Source organism: Pelomonas dachongensis, assembly GCF_043555865.1.
Lineage (GTDB): Bacteria > Pseudomonadota > Gammaproteobacteria > Burkholderiales > Burkholderiaceae_C > Pelomonas > Pelomonas dachongensis.
Genome location: NZ_JBIGHY010000001.1, coordinates 545,472 through 567,250, shown reverse-complemented (window position 1 = coordinate 567,250; position 21,779 = coordinate 545,472). Strand labels below are relative to the sequence as shown.

The following is a 21,779-nucleotide window of genomic DNA, read 5'->3' as shown; positions in this document are numbered from 1 at the left end:
CCGACCCGCATGCGCCTCCTCCTCGTCGAAGACGACCCCATGATCGGCGATAGCCTGCGCGAGGCGCTGCGCCGCCAGGGCTTTGCGGCCGACTGGGTGCGCGACGGCCAGGCCGCCGATGCGGTGCTGGCCAGCGGTGAGCGTTTCGACGCGGTGCTACTGGACCTCGGCCTGCCCAAGCGCGGCGGCCTGGACGTGCTGCGCGCGCTACGCGCCCGCGGCGACGCGACGCCAGTCATCGTGCTGACCGCGCGCGACGCGACGGCAGACAAAGTCGCGGGGCTGGACGCCGGCGCGGACGACTACCTCGTCAAGCCCTTCGAGCTGGACGAGCTGCTGGCGCGGCTGCGCGTCGTGGCGCGCCGCCAGAGCGGGCGCACCGACAGCGCGCTGCAGGTGGCCGACCTGCGCCTGGACCCGGCCACGCACGAGGTGACCCGGGCCGGCAAGGCCGTGCTACTGTCGGGGCGCGAGTTCGCGCTGCTGCAGGCGCTGCTGGAGCGACCGGGCGCCATCGTGTCGCGCGCTCAGCTGGAGGACCGGCTGTACGGCTGGGGCGAGGAGCTGGAAAGCAACGCCATCAGCGTCTACATGCACCAGCTGCGCAAGAAACTGGGCGCCGATCTTCTGCATACGGTGCGCGGCCTGGGCTACTACGCCGGCCCTGAGAAATCATGAGCCGCCTGCTGTCGACGCTGCGTGGCCGGCTGTTCGCGCTGCTGGCCGTGCTGGGCGCCGTGACGGCCGTGGCGGTGGCCGGAGCGACCTACGTCAGCGTGCGCGCCGAAGCCGACCAGCTTTTCGACTACCAGTTGCGCCAGACGGCGCTGTCGCTGCGCGACCAGGGCCGCATCGCGCCCGACGAGGCCGCCAACCTGGCCGATCCCAGCCTGGACTACGTGGTGCAGATCTGGTCGGTGCAGGGGCTGCAACTGTATTCCAGCAGGCCGCAGGGCATGACCGAGGCGCTGCCGCCGCGCGCGGTGCTGGGTTTCTCTGACCAGCGCCTGGGCGGGCAGGATTGGCGCGTGTTCAGCGCCGCCACGCCGCAGCGGGTGGTGCAGGTGGCGCAGCCGCTGGCCGTGCGCCAGAAGCTGGCTGCCGTGGCCGCGCTGCGCAGCATCGCACCAGTGGCGGTGGCGCTGCCGCTGGTGGCGGCGGCCGTGTGGTGGTTGATCGGCGTGTCGCTGGCGCCGCTGGCGCGTGTCACGCAGGCCGCGCAGGCGCGCGGTGCGACGGCGCTGGACGCCCTGCCCACCGCCGGCCTGCCCGGCGAGGTGGCGCCGCTGGTGGACGCCTTCAACGGCCTGCTCGGGCGGCTGGCCACGGCCTTTGACGCACAGCGCAGCTTCGTGGCCGACGCCGCCCACGAGCTGCGCTCGCCGCTGACGGCGCTGAAGCTGCAGCTGGGCCTGCTGCGTGACTCGGCTCCGGGCGAGCAGCAGGACGAGGCAATAGCCCGGCTGCGCGGCGGCATCGACCGCGCGGCGCATCTGGTGGAACAGCTGCTGGCCCTGGCCCGCGCCGAGCCGGGTGCAGAAGCCGCCGACCTGCCGCTGGACCTGGCGGAGCTGGCGCGCCAGGCGGTGGCCGACGTGCAGCCGCTGGCGGCCCGGGCGGGCGTCGCCGTCACGCTGACCGCACCCGACCCGCTGCCGCTCGCCGGCGACCCGCAGGCGCTGCGCGGCGCCTGCCGCAACCTCATCGACAACGCGGTGAAGTACGGCGCGCGCGCGGTGCGGGTCAGCGCGCTGCGGGGCCCGCGCGGCGCGCCGCTGCTGCGCGTGGACGACGACGGCCCCGGCATCCCGCCCGCGGACCGCGAGCGCGTGTTCGACCGCTTTCAGCGCGGCGAGGACGTGGCGACGGTGGAGGGAAGCGGCCTGGGCCTGGCCATCGTGCAAGCGGCCGCACGCCAGCAGGGCGCCACTGTGGTACTGGACACCGCACCGCTGGGCGGGCTGCGCGCCGAGATCCGCTGGCCGGGTTGACTGCACCGCCGCGCCCGAAACGGGCGAACATACGGGCCTGGTGGATGTCGAGTGAGTCCGATGAAGAAGACATGCATGGCCCCTCTGCTGGCCCTCGTCACGGCGGCCGCTCAAGCCGCGCCGGTCACCGACTGCCCGCTGCGCGACGCGCCGTTCTCGGTGGACAGCCCGCTGATCGACGTGCTGTTGTCACCGGCCGCCACCGCCGTGCTGCACCGCGCCTGGCCCGGTGCGAAGGCACTGCCGGACTGGCAGACCAAGACCCTGACACCGAGCTTTGCGACGCTCATCACGCTGCGCTCCCTGGCGGCACAGCCGGGCTTCCCGGCGCTGCAGACGCTGGATGCGCAGCTGCGCGCCGTGCCCGTCAACCAGGCGGATCGCGCCGCCCGCTGCGCGCGCTATGACGACGATGTGCCCCCGGCCGCCATCGCGCCCGCCTCACCCGGCGCCTCGCGGCTGCTCGTGTTCGAGAAGGTCAACGGCTTCCTCCACGGACCGGCCATCCAGGCCGCGAGAAACGTCCTCCAAGCCATGGCACAACGGCGCGGATGGTCGCTGACGGTCACCGACAAGGGCGGCGCGATGACGCCGGCGTACCTGCGCTCCTTCGACGCCGTGATCTGGAACCACGTCAGCGGTGACGTGCTGACGCTGTCGCAGCGCGCAGCGTTCCAGGGCTACATCGAGGCAGGCGGCGGCTTTGTCGGCGTCCACGGCTCGGGCGGCGACCCGCAGACCTTCTGGGACTGGTACGTGGATACGCTGGTCGGCGCGCGCTTCAAGGGCCACCCGATGAAGCCGCAGTTCCAGGACGCCCGCATCGTCATCCAGGACCGCGCCAGCCCCATCGTCGCGGGACTGGGCGACGGCTGGACGATGAGCGACGAGTGGTATTCGTTCAAGAACAACCCGCGCGCCGGCGGCGCCTACATCCTGGCCACGCTGGACGAGAGCACCTACGCGCCCGGCGACCTGGCCATGGGCTCAGACCACCCCATCGTCTGGACCCGCTGCGTGGGCCGCGGGCGCGCGTTCTACTCGGCCATCGGGCACCGGCCAGAGGCCTATGCCGTGCCGCAGCACGTGACGCTGCTGGAGCAGGCGGTCACGTGGGCAGCGGGCAAGAGCGCAGCGCACTGCTCGGGGGCATCACGCGCGATGCCCGCAACCGCACCTTAACTTTCACCTCACCTTCGCCTCACGCAGCGCTCACTTGGCATGCCCAGACTGCGGGCATCCGCTGCACCGCAGCCTGTCGCCCCAGGAGCTTTCGATGACCCAGAACACCCGAATCGCGTTGACCGCCACCGCCGCCGCGCTGCTGGGCGCGGGCGTGACGCTGACCACCGCCGCGTCCGGCTGGACGCTTCCCACGCTGTTCAAGGACAAGGCACCGGTCACCGCTGCCGCCCCCGCGGAGGCGCCGGTCGTCGTGGCCGCGGCGTCACCCGTCGCCACGCCCGGCGCGGCGCCGAGCGCCCTGCCCGCGGCGCCCGTGCCCAACTACCGCGCCATCGTGCAGACGCAGGGTCCAGCCGTTGTGGGCATCACCGTCGCCGGCCTTCACAAGACCGACGGCCCGGCCGTCATGCAGCAAGGCCCCGGCATGGAGGACGACCCGTTCTTCCGCTTTTTCCGCGGCATTCCCAACCTGCGCATGCCGCAGCAGGGTGCGCAGCCCTTCCGCGGCCAGGGCTCGGGCTTCATCATCAGCCCCGACGGCCTCATCTTGACCAACGCCCACGTGGTGCGCGAGGCCAAGCAGGTCACCGTCAAGCTCAGCGACCGCCGCGAGTACTCGGCCCAGGTGCTGGGCAGCGACCCGGCCACCGACATCGCCGTGTTGAAGGTGGACGCCAAGGGCCTGCCCACCGTACAGCTGGGCGACCCCAAGCAGGTGCAGGTGGGTGACTACGTGCTGGCCATCGGTGCGCCGTACGGCTTCGAGCAGACGGCCACGCAGGGCATCGTCAGCGCCAAGGGCCGCTCGCTGCCCGGTGACAGCGTGGTGCCCTTCATCCAGACCGACGCGGCCGTGAACCCCGGCAACTCGGGCGGCCCGCTGTTCGACGCGTCGGGCCGCGTCATCGGCGTCAACGCGCAGATCTTTTCGCAGAGCGGCGGCTTCCAGGGCCTGGCGTTTTCCATCCCGGTGGACGTGGCACTGAGGATCAAGGACCAGATCGTCGCCCACGGCAAGGTGGAGCATGCGCGGCTGGGCGTGACGCTGCAGGACCTTTCGGCGCCGCTGGCCTCCTCGTTCGGACTGGACGCGCCTGACGGTGCGCTGGTGTCCAGCGTGATGCCGGACAGTGCCGCGGCCAAGGCCGGGCTGAAGGCGGGTGACGTCATCACACAGGTGGACGGCGAGCCGGTGCGCGTGGCGGGTGACGTGTCCAGCCGCGTCGGGCTGGCGCGGCCCGGCGACAAGCTGAAGCTGGAGCTGTGGCGCGACAAGAAGCGCGTCAGTGAGACCGTGGCGCTGGGCCGCGCCGACAAGGAGGCCCAGGAAGCCAGCGCCGCGCCGCAGGGCGGCCAGCTGGGCCTGGCGCTGCGCCCGCTGCAGCCGCAGGAGCTGCGCGGCTCGGGGCTGGACGGCGGCCTGCTGATCGAACGCGTGACCGGCCCGGCGCAGCTGGCCGGCGTGCAGGCGGGCGACGTGCTGCTGGCGCTGAACGGCAAGCCGGTGCAGAACATCGACGAGGTGCGCGCCGCCATGAAGGACTCGCCGAAGTCGGTCGCCTTGCTGGTGGCGCGCGACGGGCAGCAGATCTTTGTGCCGGTGCGGCTGGGCTGATCCGCCCACTCTCGATGCACACCCTTCAGGCGGGCCGGTCGGCCCGCTTTTTTTCGTGCGTCGTTCGCCGTGAAAACTCACGAAGGCATCGGTCGGCACCTGATCACCCGAGCCGCTGCGCTAGGCTGCGCGCCGTTGCCGCAAGCCACACCCATCGCCCATGACCGCCAACCGCTGGACGTTGATCCTTCTCCTCGCCGCTGGCGCTGCGGTGGGCGGCTGGTTTTTCGCGTCGGGCGAACTGGTAGACCCGCCGAAGGCAGCCGCAGCCGCGCCCGCCACATCACCGCTGGCCCAGCCGCTGCCCCACACGGCCGCGAGCGAGCCCGCTGCCAGCGCGGCCGTGCGCGCGCCCGCACCCGTCGTCGCTGCGTCGGCTTCAGCACCTCGCATCGGTTCCGAAGGCTACGGCGCGCACATCGAGAGCGCCCAGGCGGGGAGCAATGCGACAGCGGCCTGGGAGGCCGTCCGATGGCTGCGCAATTGCAACACTACCGAGGCAAGGCGTCAGAGCTTCGAGCGGGTGCGCACCCATGGCATCGAGCCGGAATTGATGACGCAGCTGATGGTGGAGGTCGACGCCGAGGCCCGGCGCTGCCAGACCGTCACGGCCCGGCACCAAGCCCTCCTGCCCGAGTTGGCAGCGCGAGCCATGCGCGCCGGCGTGCCCGAGGCGGCGGCGGCCTATGCCAACGCCGTCTTCCCCGGCGGCCTGACAGCCAGCCAGCGCCAGGAGGTGGCCGATGCCCTGCGCCGCGACGCCCGCGCCGGCGACGTCCAAAGCCTGATCGGCGCGGCACAGGCCAATGAGGCCTGGGGCCTGAGCGACGCGGAACGGCTGGCCTTTCTGGCGGCCTACGGCCAGACGCCCGGCCACCCCGGCACCGGGATCAACGTCAAGGTGTTCGCTGAAGAGCGCGTCATCCGCCTCCAGGCCCCGCCGACGCCGGAGCAGCTCGCTGCGGCCAAGCTGGCGGGACAGCAGATCGTCGAGCGGGCGCGCGCTAACGCGCAACCCTGAAGCCAACCTCGAAGCTGCTCAGGGCATGCCGTTGCCCACGAACTCCGCAAACCCCGGACGGCTACTCAGCCGCTGCAGCCAGGCCTCCACCGCCGGCAGCGCCACACGCTCGATGGGCGCGTTCTTCCAGCGCTGGGCCGACAAGCCCAGCACCACATCGGCCAGCGTGAGGTCGGCGCCGCAGACGCAGGCGCCGGTGTGCGCCAGCTGGGCATCCAGCAGGGCCATGTGGCGGTTCCAGCTGGCGACGCTGGCCGCGATGGCTTCGGCCGTGGCCGGCTGGCCGCGCACCAGCGCCATGAAGGCCACACGCCAGCTGTTGTTCAGCTCGCCGGCCTGCCAGTCCATCCATTGCTCGACGCGGGCACGGGCCTTCGGGTCGGCGGGCAACAGAGGGGTCGCGCCCGTCTTGGCAGCCAGGTAGCGGCAGATGCTGTTGCTCTCCCACAGCGTGAAGTCGCCGTCGATCAGCACGGGCACCAGCGCGTTGGGGTTCAGCGCCAGGAACTCGGGCTGCTGCGGCGAACGGAAGCCCATGCCCCAGTCCTCGCGGTCCAGGTCCAGACCCAGCAGGGTGGCAGTCCACATGACCTTGCGGACGTTGAGGGAGGTGAGGCGGCCGAGGAGTTTCATGGGCCCGAGTGTCTACGCAACCAGAAACCAAACAGCAGCGCAGTGACATACATGCTGACCGAGTACAACGCCGCCGGCAGCGCGACCGGGAATTGCTGGAGCACGGCCAGCGCGAGGTACAGCGCCAGCGTGGAGTTGTGGATGCCCACCTCGTAGCCGATGGCGATGCACAGCGGTTTCGGCAACCGCACGACGCGGCCCAGGCCGTAGCCGGCGAGCAGGCTCAGCAGGTTGAACACCAGCACCGCGCCGCCCAGGTCGCCCGCAGCATTCATCAGCGCCTGCCGCTCCTTGGCGATGGCCGCGACGGTCAGCACCAGCAGCAGCACGCCGGACAGGATCTTCACCGGCTTGTCCAGCCGGGCCGCGATGTCGGACCGCGAACGGCGCACCGCCATGCCGATCAGCACCGGCACCGCGATGACGCCGATGATCTCGGCCAGCTTCTCCCACGGCAGCGGCACGACCTGCCCCCCGCCCGCGTAATGCGCGATGGCCCAGTTGGCGATCAGCGGCAGCGTGGCCAGCGACAGCAGGGTGTTCAGCGCGGTCAGCGACAGGTTCATCGCGACATGCCCGCCGAACAGGTGGCTGAACAGGTTGGCCGTGATACCGCCGGGCGACGCGGCCAGCAGCATCAGGCCCACCGCGTACAGCGGCGGCAGGCGAAAGGCCGCGATGACGGTGACGCACACCAGCGGCAGAACGAGGACCTGCAGCCCCAGCGCCAGCACGGCGGCCAGCGGGTACTCGCGCAGGCGGCGGAAGTCGTCCCAGGTCAGCGACAGGCCCAGGCCGGCCATGACGACGGCGAGGACGGCGAGCAGCGCGTGGGTCAGCACGGCGGCATTCATCGCGGATTTTCTCCTCCAGGTGACGGCGGCGGCGCAAGGATGGCGACGGTCCACCGACCGGCGTCATCGCATGCGAGGCGCACCAGGCCCGGCCCTGGCGCGCCGGCGATGCGGGCATCGCTGAGCGCCGTCAGCTCACGCAGCAGCACGCTGACGCGCTGGTCCAGCCGCTTGGCCAGCCGGGTCAGCGCGACCGGCTCGCCACCGGGCGCCAGCTCACGCAGCGTCTGCAGCAGCAGCGCGTGCATGGGCCGTCAGCACCACCGGGATGGACTTGCTCGTCGGCGTGCGCGCCACCAGTGAGAAGCTCTCCAGCGGCACCAGCGGGTTGGTCTCGGGGTAGTAGCTGGCCAGGCAGCCACGCGGGATGTCGTAGGCCACCAGCAGGAAGCGTTCGGCGCGGCGCTGCTGCACGTTGTCGCTGCCTTCGCCGACGTAGAGGCTGGTGATGTCCACCCAGTCGCCGGCCTTCAGGCCCAGATCGCGGATGTCGTCGGCATGGATGAACACCACGCGGCGGTGGCCGTAGACGCCGCGGTAGCGGTCGTCGTGGCCGTAGATGGTGGTGTTGTACTGGTCGTGCGAGCGCAGCGTGGTCAGCGTGAACACGCGGACGTCGCGGTGCCGCTCGGCCGCGCGTTCCACGGCGAGGTCGGTGGGCAGCGCGTGCGTGCTGAACTGGGCCTTGCCGCTGGCCGTGGTCCAGACGCGCTCGCTGGCCGTGTTGCGCAGCCTGAAGCCGCCGGGTGCTTTGATCTTGTCGTTGAAGCCGGCGAAGTCGGGCATCACGGCCTCGATCTTGTCGCGGATGGCTGCGTAGTCGCCAGCGAGCTGCATCCATGGCGTGCTGCTGTTCGTCAGCGTGGCCACAGCCAGGCGCGCCACCAGCATAGGCTCGGACAGCAGGTGCTCGCTGGCCGGCGCGTTCATGCCAGCCGAGAGGTGCACCATGCTCATCGAGTCCTCCACCGTGACGCCCTGCGGCCCGGTGGCCTGCACGTCGATCTCCGTGCGACCCAGCACCGGCAGCACCAGTGCCTGGCGGCCATGCACGACATGGCTGCGGTTGAACTTGGTCGTGATGTGCACGGTCAGCTCGCAGCGGCGCAGCGCGCGCCAGGTGGCTGCAGTGTCCGGCGTGGCCGCGGCAAAGTTGCCGCCCATCGCGATGAAGACTTTGCCGCGCCCATCGAGCATCGCCTGGATGGCGCCCACCGTGTCGAAGCCGTGATCGCGCGGCGGCTCGAACCCGAACACCTGGCCGAGCTTGTCCAGGAACGCTGGCGCGGGCTTCTCGTAGATGCCCATCGTGCGGTCGCCCTGCACGTTGCTGTGGCCGCGCACCGGGCAGGCGCCTGCCCCGGGCCGGCCCAGGTTGCCGCGCAGCAGCAGCAGGTTGACGATCATCTGGATGGTCGCCACCGAATGCCGGTGCTGCGTGATGCCCATGCCCCAGCAGACGATGGCACGCTCGGCCGCGATGTAGAGGTCGGCGGCCTGCTCGATCTGCTCGCGCGTCAGGCCAGAGGCCTCGACCAGGGGCTGCCACGGCTGCTCGCGCAGCTCGGCGATGAAGTCTTCGAAGCCTGCCGTGTGCTGTGCGATGAAGTCACGGTCCAGCGCGTCGCGCTCGACCACACGCTTGCACATGCCCTTCAGCAGCGCGAAGTCGCCGCCCACCTTGAGCTGAAAGTAGTGGCTGCTGATCGGCGAGTCGCCCAGCGTCGCCATCTCCAGCGCGTTCTGCGGGTCGGCAAAGCGCTCCAGGCCGCGCTCGCGCAGCGGGTTGAAGCTGACGATGCGCGCGCCGCGCTTGCGGGCCGCGCGCAGCTCGCCCAGCATGCGCGGGTGGTTGGTGCCGGGGTTCTGGCCAAACACGAAGATCGCGTCGGCCTGCTCGAAGTCGTCCAGCGTCACCGTGCCCTTACCAACGCCGATGGTGGGCTTCATCGCCGAGCCGCTTGGCTCGTGGCACATGTTGGAGCAGTCGGGGAAGTTGTTGGTGCCGTACTCGCGCACGAACAGCTGGTACAGGAAGGCCGCCTCGTTGCTGGTACGGCCGGACGTGTAGAAGATGGCCTGGTTAGGGTCGGGCAAGGCGCGCAGCTCGCGCGCGATCAGCGCGAAGGCGGCGTCCCAGGTGGTGCGCTGGTAGCGATCGGTCTGCGGGTCGTAGACCATCGGCTCGGTCAGGCGACCGGTGGCTTCCAATTCGTAGTCCGATGCTTCGGCCCATTCGGCCAGCGTCTTGGCGCCGATGACCTCGGGCGTCGCGCGTCGCGCGGTGGCTTCCGCCGCCACGGCCTTGGCACCGTTCTCGCAGAACTCGAACGTCGAGCGGTGGTCGCGGTCGGGCCATGCGCAGCCGGGGCAGTCGAAGCCGTCCGTCTGGTTGGCGTGCAGCAGCGTCTTGCCGCCCTTCACGGTCACGCCCTGCTCATGCAAGTGCTTGGCCACGCTCTTCAACGCGCCCCAGCCACCGGCGGGGCCGTCATACAGCTCGATCTTTTGTTCACTCATGGCTCGTGCCCCACAAAAAAGCCCCGCGCCTCGGACAGGCAGCGGGGCTGGTCAGCCTAGCAGGATCGGCTCAGTTGAAGAACTTGCCCACGTTGATCAGTGTCTTGTAGACGCCCCAGGCCAGCGGGATGCTGACCGCAGCCCAGGCGAGCGCGACCGTCAGCGACGAGGTCGCCCCGCCGCCGCCACTGCCGCTGCCAACTTCGGCGGCGGCGGCGCGCTCGTGCGCCAGCTGCTTCTCGACCGCCAGTTCAGCGTCGGTCATGAAGTACTTGTCGGCCACGGGGCGGACCATCAAGTTGGCGATCAGCCCGATGACCAGCATGCCCACCAGGATGTACATCGTCTGGTTGTAGACCTGCTCACGCGGGATGCCCAGGCCGAGCTGATAGTCGCGCATGTAGTTCACGACGACCGGGCCGAGGATGCCGGCCGTGGCCCACGCGGTCAGCAGGCGGCCATGGATGGCACCCACCATCTGCGTTCCGAACAGGTCGGCGAGGTAAGCGGGCACCGTGGCGAAGCCGCCGCCGTACATGCTCAGGATGATGCAGAACGCGCCGACGAACAGCAGCTTGGAGCCTGCCGAAGCGCTGCTCGGGATGCTGGCGTACATGAGGCCGCCGAGCACGAAGAACACCACGTAGGTCATCTTGCGGCCGAGCTTGTCGGACAGGCTGGCCCAGAAGAAGCGGCCGCCGATGTTGAACAGGCTCAGCAGCGCCGTGAAGCCGGCCGCGACGCCGGCAATGGCAGCGAGCTGGCTCTTGTCGAGCTCGCCGAACTTGGCCTGCACGCCGATCAAAGTGCCGCCAAACACCTCTTGCAGCATCGGGCTGGCCATGCCGATGACGCCGATGCCGGCCGACACGTTCATGCACAGCACGATCCAGACAAGCCAGAACTGCGGGATGCCCCAGACCTTTTTCACGTGCACGTGACGCTGCGTGATCATCGCGTTTGCGCCCTGTACGGCCGGCGGGGTCCAGCCAGCCGGCTTCCAGCCGGTGGGCGGCACGCGGTAGCCCATGGCGCCGCCCATCATGAAGACGAAATAGATGAGGGCCATGACGACGAAGGTCTGCGCCACGCCGACGTTGTCCGGTGTCGCGAACAGCTTCATCAACTCCGCGGCCAGCGGCGAGCCGATCATGGCGCCGCCACCGAAGCCCATGATGGCCATGCCGGTGGCCATGCCGCGCTTGTCGGGAAACCACTTGATCAGCGTGGACACCGGGCTGATGTAGCCCAGCCCGAGGCCGATGCCCCCGATGACGCCACTGCCCAGGATCATCAGCCAGAACTGGTGCAGGTGAATGCCCAGCGCCGAGATCAACATGCCGCCGCACCAGCACACGGCCGACACGACGCCGGCCTTACGCGGGCCTGCGCGCTCCAGCCAGCCGCCCCAGATGGCGGCGGCGCAGCCGAGGAACACGAAGAACAACGTGTACATCCAGCCCAGCGTGGAGACCTTCCAGTCGCAGCCGGTGACGAACAATTCCTGGAAGAAGCCCACCTCGGGACCGCACTTGATGGCCTCCTTGATGCCCAGCGCCTTGGACAGCGGCAGCCAGAACACCGAAAAGCCATAAGCCATGCCGATGCACAGGTGGATGGCCAGCGCGGCCGGCGGCACTAACCAGCGGTTGAAGCCCGCGCCGGCAATCGTGCGCTCCTTGTCGAGCCAGCTGCTGCCGGCGCCAGTTGCCACAGAAGACATCTCTTGATCCCTTGGACGTTGTTGAAGGGCCATCGGCACGACAGCTTTCAAACAGCGCGCACGGCGCCGCAGCATACGGTCGGTCAACCCGCGCGATGGGCCGCTTGCGCCCAGGAAAACACTGAACCGGTACAGGCAGCGGCCCGGAATGCGCATTTATCCTCACCCGCATGCGACGTGTCTTGATCATCGACGACCACCCCGGCGTGGGCCAGGCTCTGGAACTCCTGCTGTCCCTTCACGACATCGAGGCCCACGTGGCCACCTGCCCGCAGGCCGGCCTGGCACTGCTGGAGGCCCGGCCGTTCGGCCTGGTCATCCAGGACATGAACTTCACGGCCGACACGACCTCCGGCGAAGAGGGTGAGCAGCTGTTCCGCGCCATTCGGGCCAGGCACCCCGACTTGCCCGTCATCCTGCTGACCGCCTGGACGCGGCTGGACGCGGCGGTGGCGCTCGTCAAGGCCGGCGCCGCCGACTACCTCGCCAAGCCGTGGGACGACGCCAAGCTCGTGGCCACCGTCGAGAACCTGCTGGAGCTGGGCGAGGCCAACCGCGAGATCGCGCAGGTTCGCGAGGCACGCGCCACGCGGCGCGCGGCGCTGGCACGCCGGTACGACCTGGCCGGCGTGGTGTTCGCGTCCGACGCAATGGCCAACCTGCTGGAGCTGGCCGGCCAGATCGCCGCGGCGCCGGTCCCGGTGCTGATCACCGGACCCAACGGCGCCGGCAAGGAGCGCATCGCGGCCTTCGTGCACGCCAACTCGGCGGCCCGGGAAGGCGCCTTCGTCGCGCTGAACTGCGGCGCGCTGCCGGCCGACCTCATCGAAGCCGAGCTGTTCGGCAGCGACAGCGGCGCCTACACCGGCGCGCCCAAGGCGCGCGTGGGCCGTTTCGAGGCGGCGGACGGCGGCACGCTGTTCCTGGACGAGATCGCCAACCTGCCGCTGGCCGGTCAGATGAAGCTGCTGCGCGTACTGGAGACGGGCCAGTTCGAGCGCCTGGGCTCCAGCAAGACGCGCCAGACCCGCGTGCGCGTGCTGAGCGCGACCAACGCCGACCTGCGCGCGATGGTCAAGGCCGGCGCGTTCCGCGAGGACTTGTTTTACCGCCTCAACCTCATCGAGCTGAAACTGCCGCCGCTGGCCGAACGTCGGGAGGACGTGCTGCCGCTGGCCGAGCATTTCCTGGCCGGCCGCGCGGGGCTCTCCGACGCCGCACGGGACGCGCTGCTGGCGCACCGCTGGCCGGGCAACGTGCGCGAGCTGAAGAACGCCGTCGAGCGCGCGGCGCTGCTGGGCCCGGGCGGCGAGATCACGCCCGCGCTGCTGGGGCTGGACGAGGCCAACGGCGGCGGCGCCTGGCGCAACCTCGACGAGCCCAGCCGCGAGGCGGTCGTCGCCGCGCTGGCTGCAGCGGGCGGCGTGGTGAGCCGCGCGGCGACGCAGCTGGGGCTGTCACGCCAGGCGCTGTACCGGCGGCTGGAGCGTTACGGCATCTCGACGTGATGACGCTGTCGCTGCGCGCCCGCGCGCTGCTGTCGCTGGCGACGGCAGCGCTGGTACCGCCGCTGGTGATCCTGGGCGTGCGCCGCGTGGGCCTGACCGACGCGGTCGCGCTGGGTGCCGCCGTCCTCGTCATGCTGCCGTTGCTGGCCTGGCTGGCCGCGCGCTGGCTGGCGCCGCTGCGGCGGCTGACACGTGCCCTGGAGGGCGCCGTACTGAGCTACCGGGACGGCGACTTCAGCTTCAATCTCGTGCCCGACGGCCCGCGCGAGCTGGCGGACCTGGCGCGGCTGCATGCTGAATTGGGCCTGTCTTTGCGCGAGCAGCGCCAGCACCTGGCGCAGCGCGAGCTGCTGCTGGACACGGTGGTGCAGAACACGCCGACCGCGCTGGTGCTGACCGGCCCGGGCGGCAAGATCGCCATTGCCAACCTGGCCGCGCGGCAGTTGCTCGGCGCGGGCCGCAGCCTCGTCGGCCTGGACTTCGCCGCCGTCATCGCGCCGCTGCCGGCGCCGCTGCGCGAGGCGCTGGCCGGCGAGGCCGACCGGCTGTTCGCCGTCACGCTGGACGAGGACGGCGCCGAGGAGACCTTTCACCACAGCACGCACGCGTTCCGGCTGCAGGGCCAGCCGCACCGGCTGCGGCTGCTGCGGCGCATGACGCGCGAACTGTCGCGCGCCGAGGTGGGTACATGGAAGCGCGTCATCCGCGTACTGAGCCACGAGCTGAACAACTCGCTGGCGCCGATCTCGTCGCTGGCGCACAGCGGGGCGGAGCTGGCGCGGCGCGGCAACACCGAGCGGCTGCCGCAGGTGCTGGCCAGCATCGGCGAGCGTGCGGCGCACCTGCACGGTTTCCTGAGCGGCTATGCCAGCTTCGCCAAGCTGCCGGCACCGCGGCGTGAAAGCGTTGAATGGCCGCCCTTCCTGGACCGGCTGGCGACGCTGGGCGCGTTCCACCTGGACGGCGAGGTGCCCGACCGGCCGGGCTGGTTCGACCCGGCGCAGATCGAGCAGGCGCTGCTGAACCTGATCAAGAACGCGCACGAATCGGGCAGCGACCCGGACGAGATCGCGCTGCGGCTGGTGGTGGCCGGCGGCGAGCTGCGCATCGAGGTGCTGGACCGCGGCCCGGGCATGAGCGAGGCGGTACTGGCGCAGGCGCTGCTGCCGTTCTATTCCACCAAGCGCGCCGAGCCGGGCGCCAAGGGGTCAACGGGCGGCGGCACCGGCCTGGGCCTGGCGCTGGCGCGCGAGATCGCCGAGGCGCACGACGGCCGCATCGCGCTGGCCAACCGCGACGGCGGCGGGCTGCGGGTGGCGCTCAGCCTGCCGCAGGCGGGATGAGCCAGCTGGCCAGCCCGCTGAAGGTCAGGAACGCCAGCGCCGTCGAGGCAAGGATGATGCGCGCGATGCGGCCGCTGTCGGCGCCGTAGCGCTCGGCCAGCAGCGACACGTTGCTGGCGCTGGGCAGCGCCGCCGCCAGCGTCAGCGCGATGAGCTGGTCCTGCGACAACGGCGCGCCCAGCCAGCGCACCACCGTGCCGAGGCCGAACACCAGCCCGGGATGCAGCAGCAGCTTGATCAGCGCCACCGGCAGGTAGTGCGCCAGCGGCGTCGCGCGGCCGGCGGCGTGGTTGGCGCGGCCGGAGCGGCTCAGCACGGCGCCGATGGTGAATAGCGCCACCGGCGACGCGGCGGCGGCCAGCATCGCGACGGCCTGGTCCAGCGGCCCGGGCAGCGCGAGGTCCAGCGCGCCGCAGCCCGCGCCGGCCGCGATGGCCCAGGGCAGCGGGTTGGAGGCTGCCGCCTTCACCGCCTGCACGAACGCCGCGCGCTCGGCGCGCAGGCGGGTGCCCGCCTGGGCCAGCGCGATGCAGGCCGAGCTGGTGACGAGCAGGTCGGCCAGGATGGTGCTGATGACGACGCCGGCCGCGTGGCTGCCCAGCAGCGCGACGATCAGCGGCACCCCCATGAATCCGGTGTTGGGGAACGCCGCCACCAGCGCACCCAACGCGGCGTCCTTCATGCCCACCGGCGGCTTCAGCGTGAGCGCCAGCGTCAGGCCCACGATGAGCAGCGCCGCCGCCAGATAGACGCCCAGCAGCGCCGGGTTCAGCAGCTGTAGCAGCGGCGTGTCGCGCCCGAAGCGGAACAGCAGGCAGGGCAGCGCGAAGTACAGCACGAAGCCGTTGAGCCCCGGGATGGCGTTGTCGGCCAGCCAGCCCCGCTCCGCCGCGAGCCAGCCGCACAGCACCAGCGCGAAGAACGGGAACGTCGTGGCGAGGACGGCAAGCATGAGCGGCTGGCAGTATCGAGGCCGTGAGCGAATGCGCGCCCGCCGCTGCTTTGTGCCGGCGTGGGATGGCCGCACCCCAGGGTCACCCCTAATATGGCGCGCATGCGCATGCCCAACCTTTCCCTGCCCCCACCGGCCGCCGCCGCGCCCCTGGAGGAGGGGCAGGCACTGGGCGTCTGGCGGCTGGAGAAGCCTCTGCCGGACGGCGAGCAGGCGCATGCCGGCCAGTGGTACGGCGCCCATCACGCGCTGGCCACCGCGCAGAAGGCCGCGGTGCTGGTGCTGGACCGCAGCGATCAGGGCGCCGGCGTCATGCTGCGCTACGCCGATCAGGCCGGCGACCTCGCCCGGCTGCAGCATCCGCACATTGCCGTGCCCAGCGACAGCGGCGTGACGCCCGACGCCCATCCTTACCTGATCATCGAAGGCGAGCACGGCGAGCCGCTGCTGCCGCGCCTGCCCCAGCTGGGGCTGCGTGAACGCGTCACCTTGCTGGTGCAGCTGTGCGAGGCCCTGCGCTGGGCCCACCAACAGGGCTGGCTGCTGGCCGAGCTGGACCCGGCCATGATCTGGCTGGGCCCCGACGACAACGTGCGCCTGATGGGCCTGGGCCTGGCGCGCATCCCGGATCCCACCGATCCGTTCGACCGCGGTCTCATCCTCGGTTCCGCCCCGGCCTTCGTCGCCCCCGAGCGCCGCGCCGGCGGGCCGCCCAGCCTGGCCAGCGAGGTGTATGGCCTGGGCGCGTTCGCCCGGCTGCTGATCTGCGGCTGGGAGGACACGCCCCGCGGCCCAGCACCGCTACGCGGCAGCGTGGGCGAACTCTGGCCCCCCATGGCGGAGCCGCAGCAGATCCTCCTGGACACGCTGCTGCGGGCGGCGATGGCCGAGTCGGCGGATCTGCGCACCCGCGGCGCCGAAGGCATGGCCGACGAACTGCGTGAATGGCTGGCACTGGCGCCTGCCCGCGCCAGCAGCCTGCCGGACGACACACCGGCCAAGACGCGCCCCGCCTGGTGGCGCCGCCTGCTGGGGCTGAGCGCCGCCTGAGCACCGCCTGACAGGCCCTGCGTCCGCGGGATTCTCGGGGGATGCGCCGGGCGCGGCGCTCGGCAACAATGCGCGCCCCAATCCCGGAGGTTCGCCATGACCCGTTCGCTGCGCGCATTCCTGACGGCCACCTGCCTGACCCTGCCGCTGGCCGCACCGGCCGCCAGTTTCGATGACGGTGACGAGGGTTGGACCACGCCCGATGGCGTCCAGACCTGGTTCGCGGTCGGTGGCAATGCCGGCGGCTGGCTGCGGGTGGAAGACGTCGATGGCTCCACCGACATCCTGCTGACCGCGCCTTCTGGCTGGCTGGGCAACTGGTCTTCCTTCCTGGGCGGCACGCTGTCCTTCGATGTGAAGAAGGACAACAACGTGTCCTCCGACTGGAGCGGTTTTGGCGAGATCCGGATCAGCGGCCCGGGCGGCAGTGTGATCCTCGACGCCGCCGCCCCCAACCTTCCGGCAGACAACCTGTGGACGCACTACAGCGTGGCGCTGACGCCCACAGCCGGCTGGAATGGCGCTTCGCTGGCCGCCGTGCTGGCCAATGTGACCAGCCTGACCATCAACGGCGAGTTCCACGCCGGACCAGGCGAGGTGGTCGGCTTCGACAACATCCAGGTCACCGCCGTACCCGAGCCCGCCAGCGCGGCGCTGCTGGCGGGGGGCCTGGCGCTGCTGGCCGGCCTGCGGCGCAAGCGCTGATGTCGGCCGTCGGCACCGCACCGGCCGCCGGCCCGCTGGGCTTGGGCGCACTGCAACTGCGGCTGCCGACCACCCGCCTCCAGTGGCTGGGCCTCGCGGCCGGGCTGGGGCTGGGCGCGACGGGCGCGGAGCTGGCCTGGCATCACCCGCTGTCCGGCGCGCTGGCGCTAGCGGCCTGGGGGGCTTGCGTGCTGCTGGCGGCGCTGCTGTGGGTCAAGACGCCCTTGCTGGTGTTCGCGCCGCTGCCGCTGATCGGCCTGGCGCCGTGGAGCGGCTGGATCACCTTCGAGGAGCTGGACCTGCTCGTGACCGCCTGCGGCTGCGGGGGTTATCTCGCCTACGCGCTGCAGCTGAACGCGCGCGACCGCGCGCCGGCGTGGCGGCACGGGCTGGTCTATTCACCGGCCGTGGTGCTGTTGATCCTGGCGCTGGCGCTGTCGGCGGCCTGGAGCGTGAAGCGCGGCTTCGCCGATGCCGGCGGGTTCCAGTTCGGCTGGTTCCACGGCTATCACGAGCCGATGAACGCGGTGCGCAACGCCAAGGCCATCTTCCTGGTGCTGGCGCTGCTGCCGCTGTGGACGGCGGCGGCAGCGGCGCGGCCGCGCGGCTTCTCGCGCGGACTGCTGTTGGGCCTGGTGCTGGCGCTGGCGGGGGGTTGTGCTGCGGCGCTGTGGGAGCGCATGGCTTACACGGGCCTGCTGGACTTCTCCACCGACTACCGCACGACCGCGCTGTTCTGGGAAATGCACGTGGGCGGCGCGGCGCTGGACGGCTTTCTGGTGATGACGCTGCCGTTCGCGCTGCTCGCGCTGCTGCGCACGCGCTCGCCTTGGCGCTTCGGAATCGGGCTGGCCGTCGCGTTGCTGGCCGCCTATGCTGTGCTGACGACCTTCTCGCGCGGCGTCTACCTCGCGCTGCCGCTGGCGCTGCTGCCCATGGTGCTGCTGGCCGATGCGCAACGCCGGCGAGTGGCAGCTTCCGGACCCGAGAGCAGCGGCCTGGACAGCACGCTGGGCGCGGTCGACGCGCCGCTGCCGCGCCTGGCCAAGCTGGGCGCCCTGGCGATGGCGGGCGCCTTCGCGCTGGCTGCCGTGCTGGTGTTCGGCGGCGGCGGCTACCGCGGGCTGATGGCGCTGCTGTTCGTCATGCTCGTCCTGCTGGCAATGCCGGCCAGCCTGTGGCTGCCGGGCTTTTCGCAACGGCTGACGGCGCTGCTGATGGGCGGCGTGCTGGCGCTGCTGCTGGGCGGTGCGAGCTGGGCGCTGTCCATGGCCGTGCCCAAGGCGGCCTATGTGCTGAACTTCATCGCGCTGCTGTGCTGCGCGGGCCTGCGGCTGCGCGACGCGCCGGGCCGGTCGCGGCCGGTCTACGTGCTGCTGGTGACGACGGCCTGGTTCTGGCTGCTTTCCACCATGGTCATTGTGGCTGACTACTGGGGCGGCACCACCGGCCGCTGGACGGCGTTCGCTGCCGGCCTGGCGCTGGCGGGGGTGTTCGCCGCCATGCTGCTGGAGCAGCGGCTGTGGCCGCTGCAGGGTGCGTCCAACACCGGCGTCGCGGGCTGGCGTAAGCGCGCGCTGCTGGTGGCGGGGCTGCTGCTGGTGATGGCGGTCGTCGCCCTCGCGGGCGGGGGCGGCTACCTGCGTGACCGCCTCGCCAGTTGGAAGGAAGACGGCCAGACGCGTCTGACGCACTGGCACGATGGTCTGCACCTGCTGCACGGGGCCGAGCAGTGGCTGCTGGGCAAGGGCTCGGGGCGCTTCGTCGCCAGCAACTTCTATGAAGGCCCCACCGAGGCCCAGGTGGGCGACTACCGCCTGCGCACCGACGAGGGCGAGGCCTTCCTGGCGCTGACCGGCGGCCGCCACATGCTGGGCCGCGGCGAGCAGTTCCGCGTCAGCCAGCGCATCGCCGTGCCGGCGCCCGGGCCCGTCACGCTGCGACTGACCAGCCGCACGGCCAGCGATGCCAACCTCATCCTGCAGATCTGCGAGAAGAACCTGATCTACCCGGATCACTGCCACGGCACCGAGCAGACGCTGAAGCCGCTGCGCGACGCGAGCGCGCCTGCCGATTCGCCGGGCCGCTGGGTCACGCAGCAGTTCGACCTCGGCACCGTGCCAGCGCTGGGGGGCGACTGGTGGGCGCCACGCTTCGTCACCTTCTCGATGGCCTTGAACACCCGTGGCGCGCGCGTGGACGTCAGCCGCATCGCGATACACGACAGCCAGGGGCGGGCGTTGCTGGTCAACGGCGACTTCAACCGCGAGATGGCGCACTGGTTCTTCTCCAGCGACCGGCATCACATGCCGTGGCACATGAAGAACGCGGCGCTGCACGTGCTGTTCGAGCAGGGCCTGGTGGGCGTGGCGCTACTGGGTGCAGCCTTCGTGCTGGTGCTGGCACGACTGTCCTTTGGGCGTGGCCGCGACCATCCGCTGGCACCGGCCTTCGTGGCCGCGCTGATCGGCTTCGCCACGGTGGGATCCTTCGACAGCCTGCTGGATGCGCCGCGCATCGGCTTCCTGTTCTTCGCGCTGCTGATGCTGGGCCTGGGCTTGCGCGCTTTGCCGGGAGAGGGTGTCGCGCGAGTGGCATGATGCGCGCCCCATGTCGTCCGCCCCGCCGTCCGCCGGCCTCAACCCGGCCCAGCTCGCCGCCGTCCACCACCTGACGGGGCCTTGCCTTGTCATCGCCGGGGCGGGCTCGGGCAAGACGCGCGTCATCACCACCAAGATCGCGCAGCTGCTGAACTCGGGCTACCGGGCCAGCCAGATCGCCGCCATCACGTTCACGAACAAGGCCGCGCAGGAAATGCGCGAGCGCGCCAAGGCGCTGGTGGGGAACAAATACGCCAAGGACCTCGCGATCTCGACCTTCCACTCGCTGGGTGTGCGCCTGCTGCGAGAGGAAGGCACGCGCCTCGGTCTGAAGGAGCAGTTCTCGATCCTCGACAGCGATGATGTGCTGAACGTGCTGAAGGACGCCGGCGGCACGACGGACGCCAAACAGGCGCAGCGCTGGCAGTGGACGATCTCGCTGTGGAAGAACAACGGCATCGGGCCGTTGCAGGCCGCGCAAATCGCCGCCGATGACGACGAGCGTGCCGCCGCTGCGGTGATGGTGCGCTACCAGGAGCGCCTAGCCGCCTACCAAGCCGTGGACTTCGACGACCTCATCACGCTGCCGCTAAAGCTGCTGACGACGGACGCCGAGGCGCGCGAGAAGTGGCAGAACAAGCTGCGCTACGTGCTGGTGGACGAGTACCAGGACACCAACGCCGTGCAGTACGAGCTGCTGAAGGCGCTGGTCGGCGAGCGAGGCATGTTCACGGCGGTGGGCGACGACGACCAGTCCATCTACGGCTGGCGCGGCGCCACCATCGAAAACCTGAAGCGCCTGCCCACCGACTACCCGGCGCTGAAGGTCATCCCGCTGGAGCAGAACTACCGCTCCACCGGCGCCATCCTGCGCGCAGCCAACAACGTCATTGCCGGCAACCCCAAGCTGTTCGAGAAGAAGCTCTGGAGCGAGTACGGCGACGGCGAACCCATCGCGCTGCTGGAGGCCGACGGCGAGGAGCACGAGGCCGAGCGCGCGGTAGCCCGCATCCAGCAGCTGCGCGGCGACGGCATGGGACCGGCGTTCAAGGACTTCGCCATCCTTTACCGCGCCAACCACCAGGCGCGCGTGTTCGAGCAGGCGCTGCGCCGCGCGCAGATTCCGTACAAGGTGTCGGGGGGCCAGAGCTTCTTCGACAAGGCCGAGATCAAGGATCTGTGCGCCTGGCTGCGCCTGCTGGTGAATCAGGACGACGACCCCGCCTTCCTGCGCGCGGTCACGACGCCAAAGCGCGGCATCGGCCACACAACGCTGGGCGCCCTGGGCGAGTTCTCCAAGCAGTGGAAGTGCAGCATGTTCGAGGCCCTCTTCTCCGAGAGCCTGGCCACCGCGCTGACCAAGCGCGGGCTGGACAGCCTGCACGAGTTCGGCCGCTACGTGAACGAGCTGCAATACAAGGCGAAGCACACCGAAGGCCACACAGCCGCGCACACGATGCTGACCGAGTGGCTGAAGGAGATCGGCTACGAGCAGCATCTGGTCGACAACGAGGAGAACGAAAAAGTCGCCCAGGCCCGCTGGGGCAACGTGCTCGACTTCGTCGACTGGGTCGCCAAGCGCTGCGGCGGCCAGCACAGCGAGGAAGGCGGCGTCAGCTTCACCGAGCCCAAGCAGAGCGTGCTGGACGTGGCGCAGACCATCTCCGTCATCCTCAGCCTGGCCGAGCGCGGCGAGGAGCAGGACCAGGTGACCCTTACGACCCTGCATGCGTCCAAGGGCCTGGAATGGCCGCACGTCGTGCTGGCGGGCGTGAACGAGGGCCTGCTGCCCTTCAAACGCGAGGAGGCCGAGCTGACCGCCGAGGCGCTGCAGGAAGAACGCCGGCTCATGTACGTGGGCATCACCCGCGCGCGCACGACGCTGGCCGTGTCCACGTTGCGTCGGCGCAAGAAAGGCCGCGATACCGTGGTGGGCATTCCCAGCCGTTTCCTGGCTGAGATGAAGCTCAACGAAGGCAGCACGCGCGAAGACCCCCGCGAGAAGCTCAAACGCATGCGCGAAGAGCTGGCCGCCAAGGTGGCGGCCCGGGCGTCAACACCCGGCAGCGACTGAATCGC

The 21,779-nt window shown here is 70.8% G+C and carries 17 protein-coding genes; 11 read left to right on the top strand and 6 right to left on the bottom strand.

Features of this window, described 5'->3' with window-relative positions; genetic code table 11:
- The first annotated feature begins 9 nt into the window (after positions 1-9).
- From ACG02S_RS02765 to ACG02S_RS02745, 5 genes are all read left to right on the top strand, one after another.
- Positions 10-678, top strand: a complete 669-nt coding sequence (locus tag ACG02S_RS02765) for a response regulator transcription factor (protein WP_394468911.1) — start codon at positions 10-12, stop codon at positions 676-678.
- Positions 675-1,991 (top strand): sensor histidine kinase, encoded by a 1,317-nt coding sequence (locus ACG02S_RS02760; RefSeq protein WP_394468910.1) that lies wholly within the window; start codon positions 675-677, stop codon positions 1,989-1,991. The genes ACG02S_RS02765 and ACG02S_RS02760 overlap by 4 nt, the downstream gene beginning before the upstream one ends.
- Before the next feature lie 75 nt (positions 1,992-2,066).
- Complete coding sequence (locus ACG02S_RS02755; protein WP_394468909.1) at positions 2,067-3,173, top strand: ThuA domain-containing protein; 1,107 nt, start codon at positions 2,067-2,069, stop codon at positions 3,171-3,173.
- A 94-nt stretch (positions 3,174-3,267) separates the two neighbouring features.
- On the top strand, positions 3,268-4,791 hold the full coding sequence (locus ACG02S_RS02750; RefSeq protein WP_394468908.1) for a Do family serine endopeptidase: 1,524 nt from the start codon (positions 3,268-3,270) through the stop codon (positions 4,789-4,791).
- A 160-nt stretch (positions 4,792-4,951) separates the two neighbouring features.
- Positions 4,952-5,812 (top strand): hypothetical protein, encoded by an 861-nt coding sequence (locus ACG02S_RS02745; RefSeq protein WP_394468907.1) that lies wholly within the window; start codon positions 4,952-4,954, stop codon positions 5,810-5,812.
- Between the two features lie 18 nt (positions 5,813-5,830).
- Here ACG02S_RS02745 and ACG02S_RS02740 read toward each other — a convergent pair whose 3' ends face one another.
- The 5 genes from ACG02S_RS02740 to ACG02S_RS02720 form a co-directional block, all read right to left on the bottom strand.
- Positions 5,831-6,445: a glutathione S-transferase family protein gene (locus tag ACG02S_RS02740; protein ID WP_394468906.1), complete on the bottom strand. Its 615-nt coding sequence runs from the start codon at positions 6,443-6,445 to the stop codon at positions 5,831-5,833.
- Positions 6,442-7,299: a bile acid:sodium symporter family protein gene (locus tag ACG02S_RS02735; protein WP_394468905.1), complete on the bottom strand. Its 858-nt coding sequence runs from the start codon at positions 7,297-7,299 to the stop codon at positions 6,442-6,444. Before ACG02S_RS02735 ends, ACG02S_RS02740 begins: the two co-directional genes overlap by 4 nt.
- Positions 7,296-7,547: a hypothetical protein gene (locus ACG02S_RS02730; protein WP_394468904.1), complete on the bottom strand. Its 252-nt coding sequence runs from the start codon at positions 7,545-7,547 to the stop codon at positions 7,296-7,298. Before ACG02S_RS02730 ends, ACG02S_RS02735 begins: the two co-directional genes overlap by 4 nt.
- Positions 7,516-9,819 carry an FdhF/YdeP family oxidoreductase gene (locus ACG02S_RS02725; RefSeq protein ID WP_394468903.1) on the bottom strand — a complete coding sequence of 768 codons (2,304 nt, stop codon included), beginning with the start codon at positions 9,817-9,819 and terminating at the stop codon, positions 7,516-7,518. The genes ACG02S_RS02730 and ACG02S_RS02725 overlap by 32 nt, the downstream gene beginning before the upstream one ends.
- Before the next feature lie 70 nt (positions 9,820-9,889).
- A complete protein-coding gene (locus ACG02S_RS02720) occupies positions 9,890-11,542 on the bottom strand; it encodes an OFA family MFS transporter (protein ID WP_394468902.1) in 1,653 nt (550 codons plus the stop codon).
- A 170-nt stretch (positions 11,543-11,712) separates the two neighbouring features.
- On the opposite strand from ACG02S_RS02720, the gene ACG02S_RS02715 reads away from it, so the two are divergent.
- Both ACG02S_RS02715 and ACG02S_RS02710 read left to right on the top strand, forming a co-directional pair.
- A complete protein-coding gene (locus ACG02S_RS02715) occupies positions 11,713-13,050 on the top strand; it encodes a sigma-54-dependent transcriptional regulator (RefSeq protein WP_394468901.1) in 1,338 nt (445 codons plus the stop codon).
- Positions 13,050-14,393 carry a sensor histidine kinase gene (locus tag ACG02S_RS02710; RefSeq protein WP_394468900.1) on the top strand — a complete coding sequence of 448 codons (1,344 nt, stop codon included), beginning with the start codon at positions 13,050-13,052 and terminating at the stop codon, positions 14,391-14,393. The genes ACG02S_RS02715 and ACG02S_RS02710 overlap by 1 nt, the downstream gene beginning before the upstream one ends.
- On the opposite strand, the gene ACG02S_RS02705 is transcribed toward ACG02S_RS02710, so the two are convergent.
- Positions 14,371-15,345, bottom strand: a complete 975-nt coding sequence (locus ACG02S_RS02705) for an AEC family transporter (RefSeq protein ID WP_394468899.1) — start codon at positions 15,343-15,345, stop codon at positions 14,371-14,373. The two genes, ACG02S_RS02710 and ACG02S_RS02705, sit on opposite strands and share 23 nt — an antisense overlap.
- A 108-nt stretch (positions 15,346-15,453) precedes the next feature.
- On the opposite strand from ACG02S_RS02705, the gene ACG02S_RS02700 reads away from it, so the two are divergent.
- The 4 genes from ACG02S_RS02700 (at position 15,454) to ACG02S_RS02685 (ending at position 21,774) form a co-directional block, all read left to right on the top strand.
- The gene (locus ACG02S_RS02700) at positions 15,454-16,395 is read left to right on the top strand and encodes a protein kinase family protein (protein WP_394468898.1); all 942 of its coding nucleotides are present in this window, start codon (positions 15,454-15,456) and stop codon (positions 16,393-16,395) included.
- Between the two features lie 96 nt (positions 16,396-16,491).
- Positions 16,492-17,100 (top strand): laminin B domain-containing protein, encoded by a 609-nt coding sequence (locus ACG02S_RS02695; protein ID WP_394468897.1) that lies wholly within the window; start codon positions 16,492-16,494, stop codon positions 17,098-17,100.
- The gene (locus ACG02S_RS02690) at positions 17,100-19,700 is read left to right on the top strand and encodes a hypothetical protein (protein ID WP_394468896.1); all 2,601 of its coding nucleotides are present in this window, start codon (positions 17,100-17,102) and stop codon (positions 19,698-19,700) included. The genes ACG02S_RS02695 and ACG02S_RS02690 overlap by 1 nt, the downstream gene beginning before the upstream one ends.
- A gap of 10 nt (positions 19,701-19,710) precedes the next feature.
- Entirely contained in the window at positions 19,711-21,774 is a 2,064-nt protein-coding gene (locus ACG02S_RS02685; protein ID WP_394468895.1) for an ATP-dependent helicase, read from the top strand.
- Positions 21,775-21,779: the final 5 nt, after the last annotated feature.

Bases quoted from the DNA above. Each gene is read 5' to 3' on its own strand.
- ACG02S_RS02765 (WP_394468911.1), top strand. From the start codon at position 10: ATGCGCCTCCTCCTCGTCGAAGACGACCCCATGATCGGCGATAGCCTG.
- ACG02S_RS02760 (WP_394468910.1), top strand. From the start codon at position 675: ATGAGCCGCCTGCTGTCGACGCTGCGTGGCCGGCTGTTCGCGCTGCTG.
- ACG02S_RS02755 (WP_394468909.1), top strand. From the start codon at position 2,067: ATGGCCCCTCTGCTGGCCCTCGTCACGGCGGCCGCTCAAGCCGCGCCG.
- ACG02S_RS02750 (WP_394468908.1), top strand. From the start codon at position 3,268: ATGACCCAGAACACCCGAATCGCGTTGACCGCCACCGCCGCCGCGCTG.
- ACG02S_RS02745 (WP_394468907.1), top strand. From the start codon at position 4,952: ATGACCGCCAACCGCTGGACGTTGATCCTTCTCCTCGCCGCTGGCGCT.
- ACG02S_RS02740 (WP_394468906.1), bottom strand. From the start codon at position 6,445: ATGAAACTCCTCGGCCGCCTCACCTCCCTCAACGTCCGCAAGGTCATG.
- ACG02S_RS02735 (WP_394468905.1), bottom strand. From the start codon at position 7,299: ATGAATGCCGCCGTGCTGACCCACGCGCTGCTCGCCGTCCTCGCCGTC.
- ACG02S_RS02730 (WP_394468904.1), bottom strand. From the start codon at position 7,547: ATGCACGCGCTGCTGCTGCAGACGCTGCGTGAGCTGGCGCCCGGTGGC.
- ACG02S_RS02725 (WP_394468903.1), bottom strand. From the start codon at position 9,819: ATGAGTGAACAAAAGATCGAGCTGTATGACGGCCCCGCCGGTGGCTGG.
- ACG02S_RS02720 (WP_394468902.1), bottom strand. From the start codon at position 11,542: ATGTCTTCTGTGGCAACTGGCGCCGGCAGCAGCTGGCTCGACAAGGAG.
- ACG02S_RS02715 (WP_394468901.1), top strand. From the start codon at position 11,713: ATGCGACGTGTCTTGATCATCGACGACCACCCCGGCGTGGGCCAGGCT.
- ACG02S_RS02710 (WP_394468900.1), top strand. From the start codon at position 13,050: ATGACGCTGTCGCTGCGCGCCCGCGCGCTGCTGTCGCTGGCGACGGCA.
- ACG02S_RS02705 (WP_394468899.1), bottom strand. From the start codon at position 15,345: ATGCTTGCCGTCCTCGCCACGACGTTCCCGTTCTTCGCGCTGGTGCTG.
- ACG02S_RS02700 (WP_394468898.1), top strand. From the start codon at position 15,454: ATGCCCAACCTTTCCCTGCCCCCACCGGCCGCCGCCGCGCCCCTGGAG.
- ACG02S_RS02695 (WP_394468897.1), top strand. From the start codon at position 16,492: ATGACCCGTTCGCTGCGCGCATTCCTGACGGCCACCTGCCTGACCCTG.
- ACG02S_RS02690 (WP_394468896.1), top strand. From the start codon at position 17,100: ATGTCGGCCGTCGGCACCGCACCGGCCGCCGGCCCGCTGGGCTTGGGC.
- ACG02S_RS02685 (WP_394468895.1), top strand. From the start codon at position 19,711: ATGTCGTCCGCCCCGCCGTCCGCCGGCCTCAACCCGGCCCAGCTCGCC.